The sequence below is a fragment of the Burkholderia sp. PR2 genome, from assembly GCF_052372875.1.
In the GTDB taxonomy this organism is placed as follows: domain Bacteria; phylum Pseudomonadota; class Gammaproteobacteria; order Burkholderiales; family Burkholderiaceae; genus Burkholderia; species Burkholderia diffusa.
On sequence record NZ_JBQRWH010000004.1, the window covers coordinates 1,636,385 to 1,653,976 of the forward strand.

Sequence of the window (17,592 nt, forward strand, 5' to 3'; positions counted from 1 at the left end):
ACCAACATGGCACGTTTCTTCATCGATCGCCCCGTCTTCGCATGGGTGATCGCACTCTTCATCATGCTCGGCGGCGCGTTCGCGATACGCGCGCTGCCCGTCGCGCAGTACCCGGACATCGCGCCACCCGTCGTCAGCATCTATGCGACGTACCCGGGCGCGTCCGCGCAGGTCGTCGAGGAATCGGTGACCGCGCTGATCGAGCGCGAGATGAACGGCGCGCCGGGGCTGCTGTACACGTCCGCGACGAGCAGCGCCGGCGCCGCGTCGCTGTACCTGACGTTCAAGCAGGGCGTCAACGCCGATCTCGCGGCCGTCGAGGTGCAGAACCGGCTGAAGACCGTCGAGGCGCGGCTGCCCGAGCCCGTGCGGCGCGACGGCATCCAGGTCGAGAAGGCCGCTGACAACATCCATCTCGTCGTGTCGCTGACGTCGGACGACGGCCGGATGACCGACGTGCAGCTCGGCGAATACGCGTCGGCGAACGTCGTGCAGGCGCTGCGCCGCGTCGAAGGCGTCGGCCGCGTGCAGTTCTGGGGCGCCGAATATGCGATGCGGATCTGGCCGGACCCGGTGAAGATGGCCGGGCACGGCCTCACCGCGTCGGATATCTCGTCGGCCGTGCGCGCGCACAACGCGCGCGTGACGATCGGCGACATCGGCCGCGGCGCGGTGCCGGACACCGCGCCGATCGCGGCGACGGTGTTCGCCGACGCGCCGCTGAAGACGCCGGCCGACTTCGGCGCGATCGCGCTGCGCACGCAGCCGGACGGCTCGGCGCTCTACCTGCGCGATGTCGCGCGCGTCGAGTTCGGCGGCAACGACTACAACTATCCGTCGTACGTGAACGGCAAGACCGCGACCGGGATGGGCATCAAGCTCGCGCCGGGCTCCAACGCGGTGGCAACGGAGAAGCGCGTGCGCGCGACGATGGACGCGCTGTCCGCGTACTTCCCGCCGGGCGTGAAATACCAGATCCCGTACGAGACGTCGTCGTTCGTGCGCGTGTCGATGAACAAGGTCGTCACGACGCTGATCGAGGCCGGCGTGCTGGTGTTCCTCGTGATGTTCCTGTTCATGCAGAACCTGCGCGCGACGCTGATCCCGACGCTGGTCGTGCCGGTCGCGCTCGCGGGCACGTTCGGTGTGATGTACGCGGCCGGCTTCTCGATCAACGTACTGACGATGTTCGGGATGGTGCTCGCGATCGGCATCCTCGTCGACGATGCGATCGTCGTCGTCGAGAACGTCGAGCGGCTGATGGTCGAGGAGGGGCTCGGGCCCTACGACGCGACCGTCAAGGCGATGACGCAGATCAGCGGCGCGATCGTCGGCATCACGGTCGTGCTGACGTCGGTGTTCGTGCCGATGGCGTTCTTTGGCGGCGCGGTGGGCAACATCTACCGGCAGTTCGCGCTCGCGCTCGCGGTGTCGATCGGCTTCTCGGCGTTTCTCGCGCTGTCGCTGACGCCGGCGCTGTGCGCGACATTGCTCAAGCCGGTGTCCGGCGACCATCACGAGAAGCGCGGCTTCTTCGGCTGGTTCAACCGCTTCGTCGCGCGTGCGACGCAGCGCTATGCGACGCGCGTCGGCACGATGCTGAAGAAGCCGGTGCGCTGGCTCTTCGTGTACGGCGCGCTGACCGCGGCGGCCGCGCTGATGCTCACGCAACTGCCGACCGCGTTCCTGCCTGACGAGGACCAGGGCAACTTCATGGTGATGGTGATCCGGCCGCAGGGCACGCCGCTCGCGGAAACGATGCAGAGCGTGCGCGAGGTCGAGTCGTATATCCGCAACGACGAGCCGGCCGCATATACGTTCGCGCTCGGTGGCTTCAACCTGTACGGCGAAGGGCCGAACGGCGGGATGATCTTCGTCACGCTGAAGAACTGGAAGGAACGCAAGGCCGCGCGCGATCACGTGCAGGCGATCGTCGCGCGCATCAACGAGCGCTTCGCGGGTGCGGCGAACACCACGGTGTTCGCGATGAACTCGCCGGCGCTGCCCGATCTCGGTTCGACGAGCGGCTTCGACTTCCGGCTGCAGAATCGCAGCGGGCTCGACTACGCGGCGTTCAGTGCCGCGCGCGAGCAACTGCTCGCGGCGGGCGGCAAGGATCCGGCGCTCACCGACCTGATGTTCGCCGGCACGCAGGATGCGCCGCAGCTCAAACTCGACATCGATCGCGCGAAGGCGTCGGCGCTCGGCGTGTCGATGGACGAGATCAACACGACGCTCGCGGTGATGTTCGGCTCCGACTACATCGGCGACTTCATGCACGGCACGCAGGTGCGCCGCGTGATCGTGCAGGCCGACGGGCTGCGCCGGCTCGATCCGGACGACGTGAAGAAGCTGCGCGTGCGCAACGCGCGCGGCGAGATGGTGCCGCTCGCGGCGTTCGCGACGCTGCACTGGACGCTCGGGCCGCCGCAGCTCACGCGCTACAACGGCTATCCGTCGTTCACGATCAACGGCTCGGCCGCGGCCGGCCACAGCAGTGGCGAGGCGATGGCCGCGATCGAGCGGCTCGCCGCGAAGCTGCCGGCCGGCATCGGCCACGCGTGGTCGGGGCAGTCGTTCGAGGAGCGGCTGTCGGGCGCGCAGGCGCCGATGCTGTTCGCGCTGTCGGTGCTCGTCGTGTTCCTCGCGCTCGCGGCGCTGTACGAGAGCTGGTCGATCCCGTTCGCGGTGATGCTGGTCGTGCCGCTTGGCCTGATCGGCGCGGTGCTCGGCGTCACGCTGCGCGCGATGCCGAACGACATCTATTTCAAGGTGGGGCTGATCGCGACGATCGGGTTGTCCGCGAAGAACGCGATCCTGATCGTCGAAGTCGCGAAGGACCTCGTCGCGCAGCGCATGTCGCTCGTCGACGCCGCGCTCGAGGCCGCGCGCCTGCGGCTGCGGCCGATCGTGATGACGTCGCTGGCGTTCGGCGTCGGCGTGCTGCCGCTCGCGTTCGCGTCGGGCGCCGCATCGGGCGCGCAGATGGCGATCGGCACCGGCGTGCTCGGCGGCGTGATCACGGCGACGGTGCTCGCGGTGTTTCTCGTCCCGCTGTTTTTCGTGAGCGTCGGTCGCCTGTTCGACGTCGGCCCGCGCCGGCGCGGCGGATCGCAGCCGGCGACGATGGAGGGTTCGCAATGACGTTTTACCTGAAGGCGTGCGCGACGCCGCGAGCTCGGGTCGCGCTGGCCGCCACACTCGCGTTCGCGCTCGCCGGATGCTCGCTCGCACCGCGCTACGAGCGCCCGGCCGCGCCGGTGCCGGCCAGCTACACGCCGGTCGATGGCGACACGCAGCCGGCGGTCGAGGCGGCTGCATTCGCCGATGCCGCGCTGCTCGACGACTGGCGCGCGTATTTCACCGATCCAGCGTTGCAGGCGTGGATCGATGCCGCGCTCGCCAACAATCGCGACCTGCGGATCGCGGCCGGCCGGCTCGACGAAGCGCGCGCGCTGTACGGCGTGCAGCGCGCGGACCTGATGCCGTCGGTCGACGCGAACCTCGGCTACGAACGCACGCGCCAGTACGACCCGGTCGTGCGCGAGAGCGCGGTGAGCGGGCTGTATCGCGCGGGCGTCGGCGTCAGCGCGTACGAGCTCGACCTGTTCGGCCGCGTGCACAACCTGTCCGATGCGGCGCTCGCCGAGTATTTCGCGACGGCCGACGCGCAGCGCACGGTGCGCATCGGCGTGATTGCCGAAGTCGCCGGCGCGTATGTTTCCGAACGGTCGTTGCGCGAGCAACTGGCGCTGGCGCAGCGCACGCTCGACGCGCGCGAGCGCATCGCCGCGCTCACGCAGCGCCGCTACGCGGCCGGCACGAGCGACGCGATCGAGTTGCGTTCGGCCGAGATGCTGGTCGCATCCGCGCGTGCGTCGCAGGCCGCGCTGCAGCGCGAACACGCGCAGTCGGTGCGCGCACTGCAATTGCTCGCCGGCGATTTTGCACGCACCGTGCCGGCCGACGGCACCGCGTTCGACACGCTCGCGATCGCGCCGGTGGCGCCCGGCGCGCCGAGCGCGCTGCTCGAACGGCGGCCGGACATCCGGCAGGCCGAGTCGCGGCTCAAGGCCGCGAACGCGCAGATCGGCGCCGCGCGCGCGGCGTTCTTCCCGCGCATCGCGCTGACGACCGACTACGGTTCGGTCAGCGATGCGTTCTCGAGCCTGTTCGCGGGCGGCACGAGCGTGTGGACGTTCGCGCCGCGCATCACGCTGCCGATCTTCGCGGGCGGCCGCAATCGCGCGAATCTCGACGTCGCGAACGCACGCAAGCACATCGCGGTCGCGGAATACGAGAAGACCGTGCAGACCGCATTCCGCGAAGTGGCCGACGCGTTCGCCGCGCGCGACTGGATCGATCGCCAGCTCGCGGCGCAGCAGGACGTCTATGCGGCCGACGGCGCGCGGCTGAAGCTCGCCGAGCGCCGCTATGCGGGCGGCGTCGCGACGTATCTCGAACTGCTCGACGCGCAACGCAGCACGTACGAGTCGGGACAGGAGCTGATCCGGCTCAAGGAACGCAGGCTCGCGAATGCGATTGCGCTGTATCGCGCGCTGGGCGGCGGGTGGGCGCCGGCCACGGCTGGCGAAGCTGCCGCGTGATGTCTTGACCGGGACCGGGCAGGTAGCGGCGGCGCATGGCGATGCGTCGCCGCTACCCCGGTCGGTGTTGCTGCGGTCGGGTCACCGGCCGCGATCGACGACACGCGCATGCGCGCTTCGTCGCGCCTGTTTTTCCTCCACGCAGTCGGGTTGAAGGGCCGCCTTCCACTCGACTCGCATCCCGGCGACCGATCGCGTCGCCGCCGGCCTCCGATCGTGCCGGACTTCCTCCAGTTTCGACTCCATCCAGTGTCGCGAATGTCGTCCCGACGCACGGCTTTATGCGGCCGCTTTAATTCCGGGTTGACGATTCGATTAATTCACGTATTGCCAATAATCAGGGGTTGCAAAGTGTCGCGGTAAAACGTTTGTGCGTATTTTGCAATCGTTTGCGCGAAAATTTCGCGTCGTTGAATATCGCCCGTTAATTTCCTGTCAGTTGAAAATCGTCGAATCATTTCGTTGCGGTCATGCAACGATGGCGGGATCGGACCGAATTTTGTCGGCTCACATCCGGTATCTGGAAAGTCCTTGCCCAACGAAGAGAAGCCGGGATATTTCAATCGATAAAGCGAATTGTCTTTAATTTTCAGTCGGTTCCGAAAAATAGAAAAGGACTGCGGAAGAAAGTGTCGTAATTGAGAATTGGCAGGAAGGAATGGGGTTTAAAAATGCGTAAAACAAAGATTGTCATTGAGATTTGACAATGATTTACAAAATTCTTTCACTCCTATCTCGATAATGCCGCCTCGTGACGGACGGGAGCCAACCACACGCTGCCTTTTGTATCCGCCACGTCGTCCATTCCCTTTGCAATTCTCATGGAACACGTCATGAAAAAAACCCTCCTGAGCGCGGTCGCACTCGCAGCCCTGTCCACCTCGGCCTTCGCAGCGGGCACCGGCACGATCAACTTCACGGGCGAGATCGTCGCGGGCGCATGCGGCATCGATTCGAACTCCGTCAACCAGACCGTGCAGCTCGGCAAGGTACCGACCAACAAGTTCAAGCAAGCCGGCGACAAGTCGGACGCGGTGTCGTTCGACATCAAGCTGACGGACTGCGACACCAGCATCGCGCAGAACGCGTACTTCACGTTCACGGGCACGTCGAGCGCGGGCCAGCCGAAGCTGCTCGCCACGATCGGTTCGGCAACCAACGTCGGCATCCGCCTGCAGGCCGCGTCGGGCGAATACCTCGACAACGGCGCCGAACAGAAGGCACCGACCCTGCTGCAAAACGGCACCAACATCGCACGCTTCGCGGCAATGTACGAAGCCACGGCCGCCGGCGTGACGCCGGGTACGGCCGACGGCGTCGCGAACTTCACGGTCCGCTACCAGTAAGCGGCCGTACCGGAGAAGGTGTGTCCACACCCTTTCTCCGGCTTCCTTTCCTTCACGTCTCACCTTCCCCGGATTTCCGGTAGCGCCGCGTGCGAATCAGACATTCCTTCCTTTGCGTCTCCGTGCTGGTGGTCGGCAGCCAGAGCCATGCGACGGAATTCAATTCGTCGTTCCTCGACATCGACGGCACGAACAACGTCGACCTGTCGCAGTTCTCGCAGCCCGATTTCACGCTGCCGGGCGAATACATGCTCGACGTGCAGGTCAACGACCTGTTCTACGGGCTGCAGGCGATCCAGTTCATCGCGCTCGACGCATCCGGCGCGGGCAAGCCGTGCCTGCCGCCGGAACTCGTCGCGCGGTTCGGGCTGAAACCATCGCTCGCGAAGGACCTGCCGCGCTTTCAGGGCGGACGTTGCGTCGATCTCGGCGCGATCGAGGGCGCGACCGTGCGCTACCTGAAGAGCGACGGACGGCTGAAGATCACGATTCCGCAGGCCGCGCTCGAATTCACCGATTCGACGTACCTGCCGCCGTCGAGCTGGTCCGACGGGATTCCGGGCGCGATGCTCGACTATCGCGTGATCGCGAACACGAACCGCAACTTCGGTTCGGGCGGCGGACAGACGAATTCGGTCCAGGCCTACGGAACGATCGGCGCGAACTGGGACGCGTGGCGCTTTCGCGGCGACTACCAGGTGCAGTCGAACGTGGGCAACACGGCGTATGCGGACCGCACGTTCCGCTTCAGCCGGCTTTATGCGTTTCGCGCGCTGCCGTCGATCCAGTCGACGGTGACGTTCGGCGACGACTACCTGAGCTCGGACATTTTCGACACGTTCGCGCTGACCGGCGCATCGATCCGCAGCGACGACCGGATGCTGCCGCCTTCGCTGCGCGGGTATGCGCCGCTGATCTCGGGCGTCGCGCGCACCAACGCGACCGTCACCGTGTCGCAGGCGGGCCGCGTGCTGTACGTGACGCGCGTGTCGCCCGGCGCGTTCGCGCTGCAGAACATCAATACGAGCGTGCAGGGCACGCTCGACGTCACGGTCGACGAGGAAGACGGCAGCGTGCAGCGCTTCCAGGTGACGACGGCCGCCGTGCCGTTCCTCGCGCGCACCGGACAACTGCGCTACAAGGCCGCCGTCGGCAAGCCGCGGCAGTTCGGCGGCGCCGGCATCACGCCGTTCTTCGGGTTCGGCGAAGCCGCCTACGGGTTGCCGTTCGACATCACGCTGTACGGCGGCTTCATCGCCGCATCGGGCTACACGTCGATCGCGCTCGGCGTCGGCCGCGATTTCGGCACGTTCGGCGCGGTGTCGGCCGACGTCACGCACGCACGCGCACGGCTGTGGTGGAATGGCGCGACGCGCAACGGCAACTCGTACCGTATCAACTATTCGAAGCACTTCGACGGGCTCGATGCGGACGTGCGCTTCTTCGGCTATCGCTTCTCCGAGCGCGAGTACACCAACTTCGCGCAGTTCTCCGGCGACCCGACCGCGTACGGTCTCGCCAACAGCAAGCAGCGCTACTCGGCGACGATGTCGAAGCGCTTCGGCGACACGTCGACCTATTTCTCGTACGACCAGACGACCTACTGGGCGCGCTCGTCCGAGCAGCGCGTGGGTCTCACGCTGACGCGCGCGTTCTCGGTCGGCGCACTGCGCAACCTGAACGTCAGCGTGTCCGCGTTCCGCACGCAGAGCGCGGGCGCGAGCGGCAACCAGTTCTCGGTGACCGCGACGCTGCCGATCGGCGGCCGCCACACCGTCACGTCGAACCTGACGACGGGCAGCGGCAGCACGAGCGTGAACGCGGGCTACATCTACGACGATCCGGACGGCCGCACCTACCAGATCAATGCGGGCGCGACCGACGGCCGTGCGTCGGCGAACGCGAGCTTCCGCCAGCGCACGTCGACCTACCAGCTGAGCGCGCAGGCGTCGACGCTCGCCAACGCGTACGCGGCCGCGTCGCTCGAAGTCGACGGCTCGCTCGTCGCGACGCAGTACGGCGTGTCCGCGCATGCGAACGGCAACGCGGGCGATACGCGCCTGCTGGTATCGACCGACGGCGTGCCCGACGTGCCGCTGTCCGGCACGCTCACGCATACCGACTCGCGCGGCTATGCGGTGCTCGACGGGATCTCCCCGTACAACGTGTACGACGCGACCGTCAACGTCGAGAAACTGCCGCTCGAGGTGCAGGTGTCGAACCCGATCCAGCGCATGGTGCTGACCGACGGCGCGATCGGCTTCGTGAAGTTCTCCACCGCACGCGGCAGCAACCTGTACCTGACGCTGACCGATGCGGCCGGCAAGCCGGTGCCGTTCGGCGCATCCGTGCAGGACGCGGCGAACGGCAAGGAGCTCGGCATCGTCGGCGAAGCCGGCGCCGCGTTCCTGACCCAGGTGCAGCCGAGATCCGCGCTCGTGGTGCGTGCAGGCGAACGCACGCTGTGCGCGGTGAATGCACTGCCCAACCAGCTTCAACTCGAAGGCACGCCGATTCCGGTGACGTGCCAGACGCCCGGCGAGCCGCATGCAACGGCCGCACGGACGGAACGATGATTTGACGGATCCAGCGATGAACCACGCTTTCTCTCTTTTCTTCCCGCGCCGCGCGTCGTGCATGCTGGCCGTGGCCAGCGCGCTGCTCGCCGGCGTCGCGCATGCGGCGATCGTGCCGGACCGCACGCGCGTGATCTTCAACGAAGGCGAACCGGCCGCGATCGTCACCATCACGAACAAGAGCACGACGTATCCGTATCTCGTGCAGTCGTGGCTCGAGGACACGCGAGGCAACAAGATCACGTCGCCGCTGATGGTCGTGCCGCCGCTGCAGCGCGTCGAGGCGAACGAGCGCAACGTGCTGCGCATCGCGAAGCTGCCGGGCACCGAACTGCCGGCCGATCGCGAATCGGTGTTCTACCTGAACATCCGCGAAGTGCCGCCGAAGACCGATACGCCGAACACGCTGCAGATCGCGCTGCATACGCAGATGAAGCTGTTCTACCGGCCGAAGGGCGTGCAGCCCGCGCGCGACGAGGACTGGACGCTGCCGATGACGCTGCGCGTCGACGCGGGGGCGCACAAGCTCGTGTTCGACAATCCGACGCCGTATCACATTACGATCGTCGACGTGGCTTCGGGTGCGCAGAAGACGCATGTGCCGCTGGACCCGGTGATGGTGAGCCCGATGAGCACGGCCGACGTGCCGTTCAAGGCCGCGACGCCGTCGACGTTGTTCGTCACGCACGTGGACGACTACGGCGGCCAGGTGGCGGTCGAGTATGCGTGTGAGGCCGGTGCCTGCAAGAGCGTGAAGAAATGAGCGGGGGGATGCGCGAACGGCGGTTGCCGGCGGCGTGGCTGCGCTGGCTCGTGCTGGGATTGCTGGTCGCGGCCGCGCAGCCGGCGTGGGCGCTAAGATGCCTGACGAACAGCGGTGCGACCTCGCTGACCGAGCCGATCGGCGGTGTCGCGTCGTATCCGACCGACGCGCCGGACGGATACGTGATCTGGGTGTCGCCGGTCCGCACCACGTCAGGGTATTGCTACAAGGACCTCGGCGATGCAGGCAGCCTGAAAGTCGTCGACAACATCTATTTCTACGCGAACCCGAATCGCACGAACCCGGCGGCGTGGGGGCTGGAGATCGGCATCCGCTACAAGGGAATCGACTATTTCGACAAGACGAGTAATCGCGGCGGAGGGGTGTTTACCGGCTATTCGGTGCCGCCGTGCAGCAAGTACGACTTCGATCGCGGACGTTGCGAGCAGACCCGTATCAGCATCGACTACCAGGTCGTCGTGCGCAAGAAGGGCAACTGGGTCCAGCCACCGAGCGATATCTACACGGTATTCCAGTTCGACGGCGAGTTCGGGCTGAATGCATACAACCCGAGCTTCCAGTACCGCCTGAGCGGCCTGCGCAACCTCAAGCCGACGCCGTGCTTCGTCGACGTGCTCGTGACGCCCGAACCGGGCATCGTCAATTTCGGACAGGTGCAGGCCGTGGGCAACGGCTTCATGCCGGCGGTGCCGCGCAAGCGGTTCTCGTTGTCGTTGACCAAGAAATGCAACGTCGCGGTACGCGTCGACGGATATTTCGAAACGAGCTATCCGGTTCAGAACGGCTTGCTGGTGCCGGCGAAGGACAGCAATTTCGGTATCGGGATCGAGGACAGCCAGGGCAAGGCCATTCCGTTCAACCAACAGTTCAACCTCGCTCAGTTTCCGTCCAACGTCATGAACCAGAGCGTATTGATGGACGCGGTGCTCAAGTCGTTCGGGCCGCCGAAGATCGGGCGGTTCGATGCGACTGCAACGATCCGGCTGTTCATCTACTGACGCGAGCCGCGCGAGCGCGGCTCGACGCACCGCACGCACCTCACGTGAAAGCGCCGGCATGCCGGCGCTTTTTTCCAGGCTCGCGGCGCGCCGCTCAAAGCACCCGGCGACACACCTTGTGATGGCGATGCACGAAGTCGCACACGTGGCGCGGATGCGCTTCGGCGGTGGCCGGCACGAGCCGTGCGACGGTGGCGGAGGCGTCTTCGTCGAGATCCTGTCGTTCGGCCTGTCCCGTTCGTCAAAACACCGAATCCGTCAATTAATCAGACAAATCCTGACAACCGAAAGGGTCATCTCGTAATCGGATTGAGAATGATTTGCGTTTACGTTAAATTGCGCTATCTCGGAATTTGACGGAGCAGATCGATGGCTATGGCGGAAGTGCTCGAACGACCGGCAGCGGCAACGGCGAACCCGTTCCTCGGCAGTTATCCGGACCTGCCGTCGCGTCCCGCGCCGCGGGCGCGCCGTACCGCCGAGCCGCATGCGCAGGGCGCGCTGCTCGACGTGCTGATCTCCCATCGCGCGATGCTCGTCAACGTCGCGCGCGGCTTCGTCGGTTGTGCGAGCCGCGCCGAGGACGTCGTGCACGACGTGTTCGTGAAGCTCGTCGAATTCCCGAACCAGGACGCGGTGCGCCAGCCGGTCGCATACGTGACGCGGATGGTGCGCAATGCGTCGATCGATGCGTGCCGCCGGCAAAGCCTCGAGAACGTCTATCACACGGAAGAGGACGACGGCTTCGACGTGCCGTCGCCGGAACCGACGCCCGAGGCCGCGCTGATGACGCGCGACACGCTGCGCCGCGTGTGGGCCGCGCTCGACGACCTGCCGGCGCGCAGCCGCGCGGCGTTCGAGATGGTGCGGCTGCGCGAGGAGACGCTGCAGACCGCGGCGCGCGCGTTGAACGTGTCGCAGACACTCGTGTATTTCATGGTGCGCGACGCGGAGCGGCACTGCGCGGAATGCCTCGACGCGTGCCATCGCGGTGACGCGTGCCCGGTGTTTCTCGGCGGCCGCGCGCGGCGCCGGTAAAAAATCGCGCCGGCCAATCGTCTTCAAGACAGGAGCGGCCGATCCGACAGTTCGCCGCTTCGCCTCCCTCAACCGCCTCCCGCTTTTTTCGATCATGACGCAAGCCACGACGCCTTCCGCCGACACCGACGACCTCGTCTACACGATCGTCATCAACGACGAAGAACAGTATTCGATCTGGCCGACGTTCCGGCCCGTGCCGGCCGGGTGGCGCGAGGTCGGCGTGCGCGGCCCGAAAGCCGACTGCCTCGCGCACATCGAGACCGTCTGGACCGACATGCGCCCCGCGAGCCTGCGCCGCGCGATGGACGGCGATCGCGCAACGCGCGCGTCGTGACCCGCTGCGCCGCGTGTGCGGCGCGCCACCTGAAGAGGACGTTGCATGACCCTGCTTTCGTTGCCGACGCTCGACGACCTGCGTATCGAGCCGGGGCTGCCCACCGTCGTGTCGCCGCGCGGCGCCGACGGCATGTCGATCGACGAGATCGCGCCGCTCGCGCATGCGATCGCGGCCGACGCGCTCGAACGGGCGGGCGGTGTGCTGTTCACGGGCTTTCACGTGCCGTCGATCGACGCGTTCCAGCAGTTCGCGGCGTCGTTCGGCGATCCGCTGATCGGCTATGAATACGCGTCGACGCCGCGCAGCCAGGTCGAAGGCGCCGTCTACACGTCGACCGAATACCCGCCGCATCGCGCGATTCCGCTGCACAACGAGCAGTCATACACGCGCGAGTGGCCGCTGCGGATCTGGTTCCATTGCGCGCTCGCGGCGCCGAAAGGCGGCGCGACGCCGATCGCGGACAGCCGCGCCGTCTACCGTGCGCTCGATCCGGCGCTGGTCGCGCGCTTCGAGCAGCGCGAGCTGCTGTACGTGCGCAACTTCGGCCAGGGGCTCGACCTGCCGTGGCAGCAGTCGTTCGGCACCGACGAGCCGGCCGAGGTCGAGCGGATGTGCGCGGCGCGCGGCATCGAATGCACATGGCGCACGGACGACGACGGCGAACTGCTGCTGCGCACGCGCGAACGCTGCCAGGCTGTCGCATGCCATCCGCGCACGGGCGAGCGCGTGTGGTTCAACCAGGCGAACCTGTTTCACCTGTCCGCGCTCGACGACGACATGCAGGAGGCGCTCGTCGACGCGGTCGGGCTCGAGAACGTGCCGCGCAACGTGTATTACGGCGACGGCGCGCCGCTCGAGGCCGACGCGCTCGCGGAAATCCGCGGCGTGCTCGATCGCCAGCGCATCGTGTTCCCGTGGCGCACGGGCGACGTGCTGATGCTCGACAACATGCTGACCGCGCACGCACGCGACCCGTTCGAAGGGCCGCGCAAGGTGGTCGTCGCGATGGCGCAAAGCTATACGGTCCCGCGCGCGGCCGAACGGAGGACCGATGACGCGTAGTACCGCCGCGCTGGCCGTGCGCGGATTGACGGTGGGTTATCGCGACCATGTCGTGATCGACGGGCTGGACCTGTCGATCGCGGCCGGCCGCGTGACCGCGCTGTGCGGCCCGAACGGCTGCGGCAAGAGCACGCTGCTGCGCACGCTCGCGGGCCTGCAGCCCGCGCGTGCGGGCCGCATCGACGTAAACGGCAAGCCGCTCGCGTCGTTTCGCCGTCGCGCGCTCGCGCGCGAGCTCACGATGCTCGCGCAGTTCAACCAGATTCCGTCGGGGCTGACCGTGCGCGAGCTGGTCGCGTACGGCCGCTACGCGTATGGCGGTTTCCTGCGCGGGCTGTCGCGCGCCGACCATGCGGCGATCGACGAGGCGCTCGAGACGAGCGGCCTGGCCGGCGACGCCGGGCGTGACGTCGGCGCGCTGTCGGGCGGCGAGCGGCAGCGCGCGTGGATCGCGATGGCGCTCGCGCAGCAGGCGTCGATCGTGCTGCTCGACGAGCCGACGACCTATCTCGACATCCATCACCAGCTCGACATCCTCGACGCGCTGCGCGCACTGAACCGCGCGCGCGGGCTGACGATCGTGTGGGTCCTGCATGACCTGAACCAGGCAGCCGCGTTCAGCGACGACATCGTGCTGATGCGTGCCGGCCGCCTTGTCGCGCAGGGCTCGCCCGACGCGATGCTGGAACCGGCGCGGCTGCGCGCGGCGTTCGGCGTCGACATGCTGAAGCTCGCGCATCCGCAGACGGGCGCGCCGATGTGCGTGCCGGCATACGGGCCGCCGGCATCCGGCACGGCGGACGGGTTCGATCGCGCAGTTCACCGGGATATCGCCGTATGACGACGTTCGCGATGCGCAAGCGGCTCGCGGCGAGCGGGCAGGGTGCGGCATCCGGCCGCCGTGCCAGCGTGCTCGCGCTCGGCCTCGTCGTGCTGATCGCGGTGCTGGCGGTGCTGCGCATCGCTCCAGACCTTCGCGCGTGGTGGAGCGCGATGCCGGGCAGCGACGCTGCCGCGCTCGCGGGCGTGTTCCTGTTCGACCTCAACCTGCCGCGTGTCGCGGCCGCGCTCGTCGCGGGCGGCTGCCTCGGCATCGCGGGTGCGCTGTTCCAGTCGCTCACGCGCAACCCGCTCGCATCGCCCGACCTGCTCGGCGTGACGGGCGGCGCCCAGCTCGGCCTGCTCGCGGCGATGCTGGTGCCGGCGCTCGCCGGTGTCGCGTCGGTGCCGCTGCTGTTCGTCTGCGGGCTGGTCGCCGCCGCGTGCGCGATCGTCGCGGCCGGCGGCTGGCGCGCGACGCCGCTGCGGCTCGTGCTTGCGGGCAGTGTGTGCATGCTGCTGTTCGCGGCACTGTCGACGCTCGTGCTCGCATTCTTCGAGCAGAACATCGCGGGCGCGGCGCTGTGGGCCAACGGCAGTCTTTATCAACCCGGCGCGACCGGGCTCGCGCTTGCCGCACGCTGGCTCGTCGTGCCGTTGCTGGCGCTGCCGTTCGTGATCCGGCCGCTGAATCCGCTCGCGCTCGGCGACGAGGCGGCGGCCGCGGCCGGCGTGCGCGTCGACGCGGCGCGGCTCGCGGCGACGATCGTCGCGGTCGCGTTCACGAGCGTGGCCGTCAGCATCGCGGGCCCGCTGTCGTACGTGGGGCTCGTCGCGCCGAACCTGGTGCGCCAGGTGCGCGGCGCACGCGCGGGCCGGCTCGGCGTGCTGGTGCCGCTGTCGGCGCTCGCGGGTGGCGCGCTCGTGCTCGTCACCGACAGTGCGGTGCTCGCGTCGGGTCTCGACGCGACGCTGTCGACCGGCGTCGCGATCGCGCTCGTCGGTACGCCGCTGATGCTCGCGATGATCCGGCGCGGCGCTGCTTGGTCGGGCGTGCTGCATGCTCAAGCCGAACGCGCGGCCGGCAACGGGTCGACGCGGGTGGTCGCCTGGCTCGAGCAGCTCGGCTGGCCGCTGCGCACCGCGCTGCTCGTCGCGGCCGGCGTGCTCGTCGTATTCGCCGGCGTGTCGGCCGGCCCCGAATGGCTGTCGCCGGCACGCTGGTCCGCCGCGCTGTCGGGTCACGATGCCGTCGCGCGAATGCTGATCGACCTGCGCATGCCGCGGCTGCTGTGCGCGCTCCTCGCGGGTGCGCTGCTCGCCGTGAGCGGCGTCGCGATGCAGAGCGTCGTGCGCAACCCGCTCGCCGGCCCCGAAGTGCTCGGCGTCACGCAGGGCGCGGGGCTCGTCACGCTGTTCGCGTTGTCGACGTGGCCGCTGATGGGGCACGTGACGCTCGCCGTGGCCGCGTTGAGCGGCGGTGCGCTGTCGCTTGCGATCACGCTCGCGCTGAATCACCGGCACCGTTATGCACCGCTCGCGGTCGCGCTGACCGGCATCGTGATCGGTGCGTTGTGGACCACGCTCGCGCAATGGCTGATCACGCAGGAAAGCGTGCAGCCCGCGCGCTTCGTCGTGTGGCTCGTCGGCGGCACCTACGGCCGCGGCTGGGGCGAGGTGTCGATGCTGCTGCCGTGGTGCGTGCTCGCGGTCCCCGTGTTCGCCTGGCTCGCGCGGCCGCTCGACATGCTCGCGCTCGGCGACGACCAGGCGGCCGCGCTCGGCCTGCCGGTCGCCGCGCTGCGGCCGCTCGCGTTGACGATCGCGACGCTCGCCGCGTGCGCGGCCGTCGCGGCGGTCGGGCCGGTCGGCTTCATCGGACTGATGGCGCCGCACGTCGCGACGATGCTCGGCGCGCGCCGGCACCGCACGCGGCTGTGGCTCGCGGCCGCATGCGGCGCGCTGATCCTCGGGTGTGCCGACCTGGCCGCCCGCACGGTCGTCGCGCCGCGCGAAGTGCCCGCCGGCGTGCTGACCGCGCTGATCGGCGCGCCGTATCTGCTCGGGCTGCTGATCCTCGAGGGCCGCCGCGCGCGGCGCGCGGGGCGATGACACCGGCGCTCGACGGTGCACGCGCCACGCGCTTCTCCGCGTTCGCCCCCGAACCGTTCACCGGCCATCTCGACGCGGTGTGGCTCGGGATGCCCGATGACGCGCACGCGCCGGGCCGGATCATCTTGCCGGTCGGCGCGCTGCCCGATCATCGCGATGCGCTGCTCGATGCGATGGTCCGCCACTACGGCGGCGATCCCGCGCTGCATGCGCGCGCGCTGATGTCGCAATGGAGCAAATACTATTTCGGCCGCGCGGCGCCGGCCGGCGTCGTCGCCGCGCTGACGCTCGGCCGGCCGCTCGACATGACGCCGGACCGCACGTTCGTCGCGCTCGACGACGGGATGCCGGCTGCGCTGTATTTCGCGCCGGACGCGCTCGGCGCGCCGTGTATCGCGCCCGCGCCGCGCTATGCGGGGCTCGTCGCGCATCTCGGCGCGGTGATCGGCCTGCTCGCGGCGATGGGCCGCGTCACGCCGCGCGTGCTGTGGAGCAACGCGGGCAACCTGCTCGACTATCTGCTCGACACGTACCGTTCGCTGCCGTGCGCGGCCGATCCCGCTCGCGATGCCGACTGGCTGTTCGGCGCGTCCTGCGTCGAAGTTGAGCCGAATCCGCTGCGCCTGCCGGTACGCGACGCCGTGCCGCGCTCGCCGCTGCTGCCGACGCCGTTTCGCGCGCGCCGCGTGTGCTGCCTGCGCTATGAAATTCCTGGAGAAACGCAACTGTGTGGAAGCTGCCCCCTGCTATTGACGATGGACGACGCGGCGTTGGCCGAGCAGGATGCGATCCGGTGACGCCGGCACCACATGCCGGCCGTCGCCATGCGCTTGCCGCACTGGCCGCATTCGGCGCCGCGTGCTGCGGCGCGCATGCGGCGCCGGCCGCTGTGGTCGCGAACGACACGCGCGGCGGGCAGGGCAGCACGCCTTCGCAATCGGGGCGCTCGCTCGCCGGCAACCCCGTCGTATCGCAGGCGAGCGCGACGATGCCGGTGCAGCCGCAACGTGTGGTCGCGCTCGACTTCATGTTCGCGGAAAGCGTGATCGCGCTCGACATCGTGCCGGTCGGCATGGCCGATACCGCGTTCTATCCGGGCTGGCTCGGCTACGAGAGCGACCGGCTCGCGCACGTGACCGACATCGGCTCGCGTCAGGAGCCGGGGCTCGAGGCGATCGCCGCGGTGAAGCCCGACCTCATCCTCGGCGTCGGCTTCCGGCATGCGCCGATCTTCGCCGCGCTCGACCGGATCGCGCCGACGATCCTGTTCCAGTTCAGCCCGAACGTGTCGGAAGGCGGCGTGCTCGTCACGCAGCTCGACTGGATGCGCCGGATCTTCCGGACGATCGGTACCGTGACCGGACGCGACGCGCGCGCGAAGGCGGTCGAAGCACAACTCGACGCGGGGATCGCGCGCAATGCATCGCGGCTCAAGGCCGCGGGCCGCGGCGGCGATCGCATCGCACTGCTGCAGGATCTCGGGCTGCCCGACCGCTACTGGGCATATACCGGCAACAGCACGTCGGCGGGCCTCGCGCGCGCGCTCGGGCTCGACCCGTGGCCGAAGAAGCCGACGCGCGAAGGCACGCTTTACGTGACATCCGCCGATCTGCTCCGGCAACGCGATCTCGCCGTGCTGTTCGTCACCGCGACGGGCATGGACGTGCCGCTGTCGTCGAAACTCGACTCGCCCGTGTGGCGTTTCGTGCCCGCGCTGCGCGAACGCAGGATCGCGCTCGTCGAACGGAACATCTGGGGGTTCGGCGGGCCGATGTCGGCGCTGAAGCTGGCCGACGTGATGACCGATACGATGCTGAAGCTGCCGGCCGTGCGCTGAGCGAGCGAATCGTCGTTGCGGGCAGGGGGCGCGATTGACCGAGCGCCGCGTAGTTGTTCGCGTGTCGCGGCGT

13 protein-coding genes and 1 pseudogene are annotated in these 17,592 nt (G+C 68.4%); 13 read left to right on the forward strand and 1 reads right to left on the reverse strand.

Annotated elements, in window-relative coordinates; translation table 11 throughout:
- Window positions 1–6: 6 nt before the first annotated feature.
- From ACT2FV_RS24860 to ACT2FV_RS24885, 6 genes are all read left to right on the forward strand, one after another.
- A complete protein-coding gene (locus tag ACT2FV_RS24860) occupies window positions 7–3,144 on the forward strand; it encodes a multidrug efflux RND transporter permease subunit (protein ID WP_444505000.1) in 3,138 nt (1,045 codons plus the stop codon).
- Window positions 3,141–4,607 (forward strand): efflux transporter outer membrane subunit, encoded by a 1,467-nt coding sequence (locus tag ACT2FV_RS24865; RefSeq protein ID WP_444505001.1) that lies wholly within the window; start codon window positions 3,141–3,143, stop codon window positions 4,605–4,607. Before ACT2FV_RS24860 ends, ACT2FV_RS24865 begins: the two co-directional genes overlap by 4 nt.
- An 833-nt stretch (window positions 4,608–5,440) precedes the next feature.
- On the forward strand, window positions 5,441–5,953 hold the full coding sequence (locus tag ACT2FV_RS24870; RefSeq protein WP_444505002.1) for a fimbrial protein: 513 nt from the start codon (window positions 5,441–5,443) through the stop codon (window positions 5,951–5,953).
- 122 nt (window positions 5,954–6,075) lie between these two features.
- Window positions 6,076–8,529, forward strand: coding sequence for a fimbria/pilus outer membrane usher protein (locus ACT2FV_RS24875; RefSeq protein WP_444505449.1), 2,454 nt, complete (start codon window positions 6,076–6,078; stop codon window positions 8,527–8,529).
- Window positions 8,530–8,545: 16 nt separating this feature from the next.
- Entirely contained in the window at window positions 8,546–9,292 is a 747-nt protein-coding gene (locus tag ACT2FV_RS24880; RefSeq protein ID WP_124902471.1) for a fimbrial biogenesis chaperone, read from the forward strand.
- Entirely contained in the window at window positions 9,289–10,311 is a 1,023-nt protein-coding gene (locus ACT2FV_RS24885; RefSeq protein WP_151051726.1) for a fimbrial protein, read from the forward strand. The genes ACT2FV_RS24880 and ACT2FV_RS24885 overlap by 4 nt, the downstream gene beginning before the upstream one ends.
- A 94-nt stretch (window positions 10,312–10,405) precedes the next feature.
- On the opposite strand, the pseudogene ACT2FV_RS24890 reads toward ACT2FV_RS24885, so the two are convergent.
- A pseudogene (locus ACT2FV_RS24890) lies at window positions 10,406–10,501 on the reverse strand (HHHH-motif protein); the annotation flags it as partial.
- Window positions 10,502–10,680: 179 nt separating this feature from the next.
- Here ACT2FV_RS24890 and ACT2FV_RS24895 point away from each other — a divergent pair.
- From ACT2FV_RS24895 to ACT2FV_RS24925, 7 genes are all read left to right on the forward strand, one after another.
- A complete protein-coding gene (locus ACT2FV_RS24895) occupies window positions 10,681–11,349 on the forward strand; it encodes an RNA polymerase factor sigma-70 (protein WP_444505003.1) in 669 nt (222 codons plus the stop codon).
- A 94-nt stretch (window positions 11,350–11,443) separates the two neighbouring features.
- The gene (locus ACT2FV_RS24900; RefSeq protein ID WP_444505004.1) at window positions 11,444–11,686 is read left to right on the forward strand and encodes an MbtH family protein; all 243 of its coding nucleotides are present in this window, start codon (window positions 11,444–11,446) and stop codon (window positions 11,684–11,686) included.
- A gap of 45 nt (window positions 11,687–11,731) precedes the next feature.
- On the forward strand, window positions 11,732–12,751 hold the full coding sequence (locus ACT2FV_RS24905) for a TauD/TfdA family dioxygenase (RefSeq protein ID WP_444505005.1): 1,020 nt from the start codon (window positions 11,732–11,734) through the stop codon (window positions 12,749–12,751).
- Entirely contained in the window at window positions 12,741–13,592 is an 852-nt protein-coding gene (locus tag ACT2FV_RS24910; protein WP_444505006.1) for an ABC transporter ATP-binding protein, read from the forward strand. The genes ACT2FV_RS24905 and ACT2FV_RS24910 overlap by 11 nt, the downstream gene beginning before the upstream one ends.
- A complete protein-coding gene (gene fhuB / locus ACT2FV_RS24915) occupies window positions 13,589–15,682 on the forward strand; it encodes a Fe(3+)-hydroxamate ABC transporter permease FhuB (RefSeq protein ID WP_444505007.1) in 2,094 nt (697 codons plus the stop codon). The genes ACT2FV_RS24910 and fhuB overlap by 4 nt, the downstream gene beginning before the upstream one ends.
- Complete coding sequence (fhuF, locus tag ACT2FV_RS24920; protein ID WP_444505008.1) at window positions 15,679–16,479, forward strand: siderophore-iron reductase FhuF; 801 nt, start codon at window positions 15,679–15,681, stop codon at window positions 16,477–16,479. The genes fhuB and fhuF overlap by 4 nt, the downstream gene beginning before the upstream one ends.
- Window positions 16,476–17,519 carry an ABC transporter substrate-binding protein gene (locus ACT2FV_RS24925; protein ID WP_444505009.1) on the forward strand — a complete coding sequence of 348 codons (1,044 nt, stop codon included), beginning with the start codon at window positions 16,476–16,478 and terminating at the stop codon, window positions 17,517–17,519. Before fhuF ends, ACT2FV_RS24925 begins: the two co-directional genes overlap by 4 nt.
- Window positions 17,520–17,592: the final 73 nt, after the last annotated feature.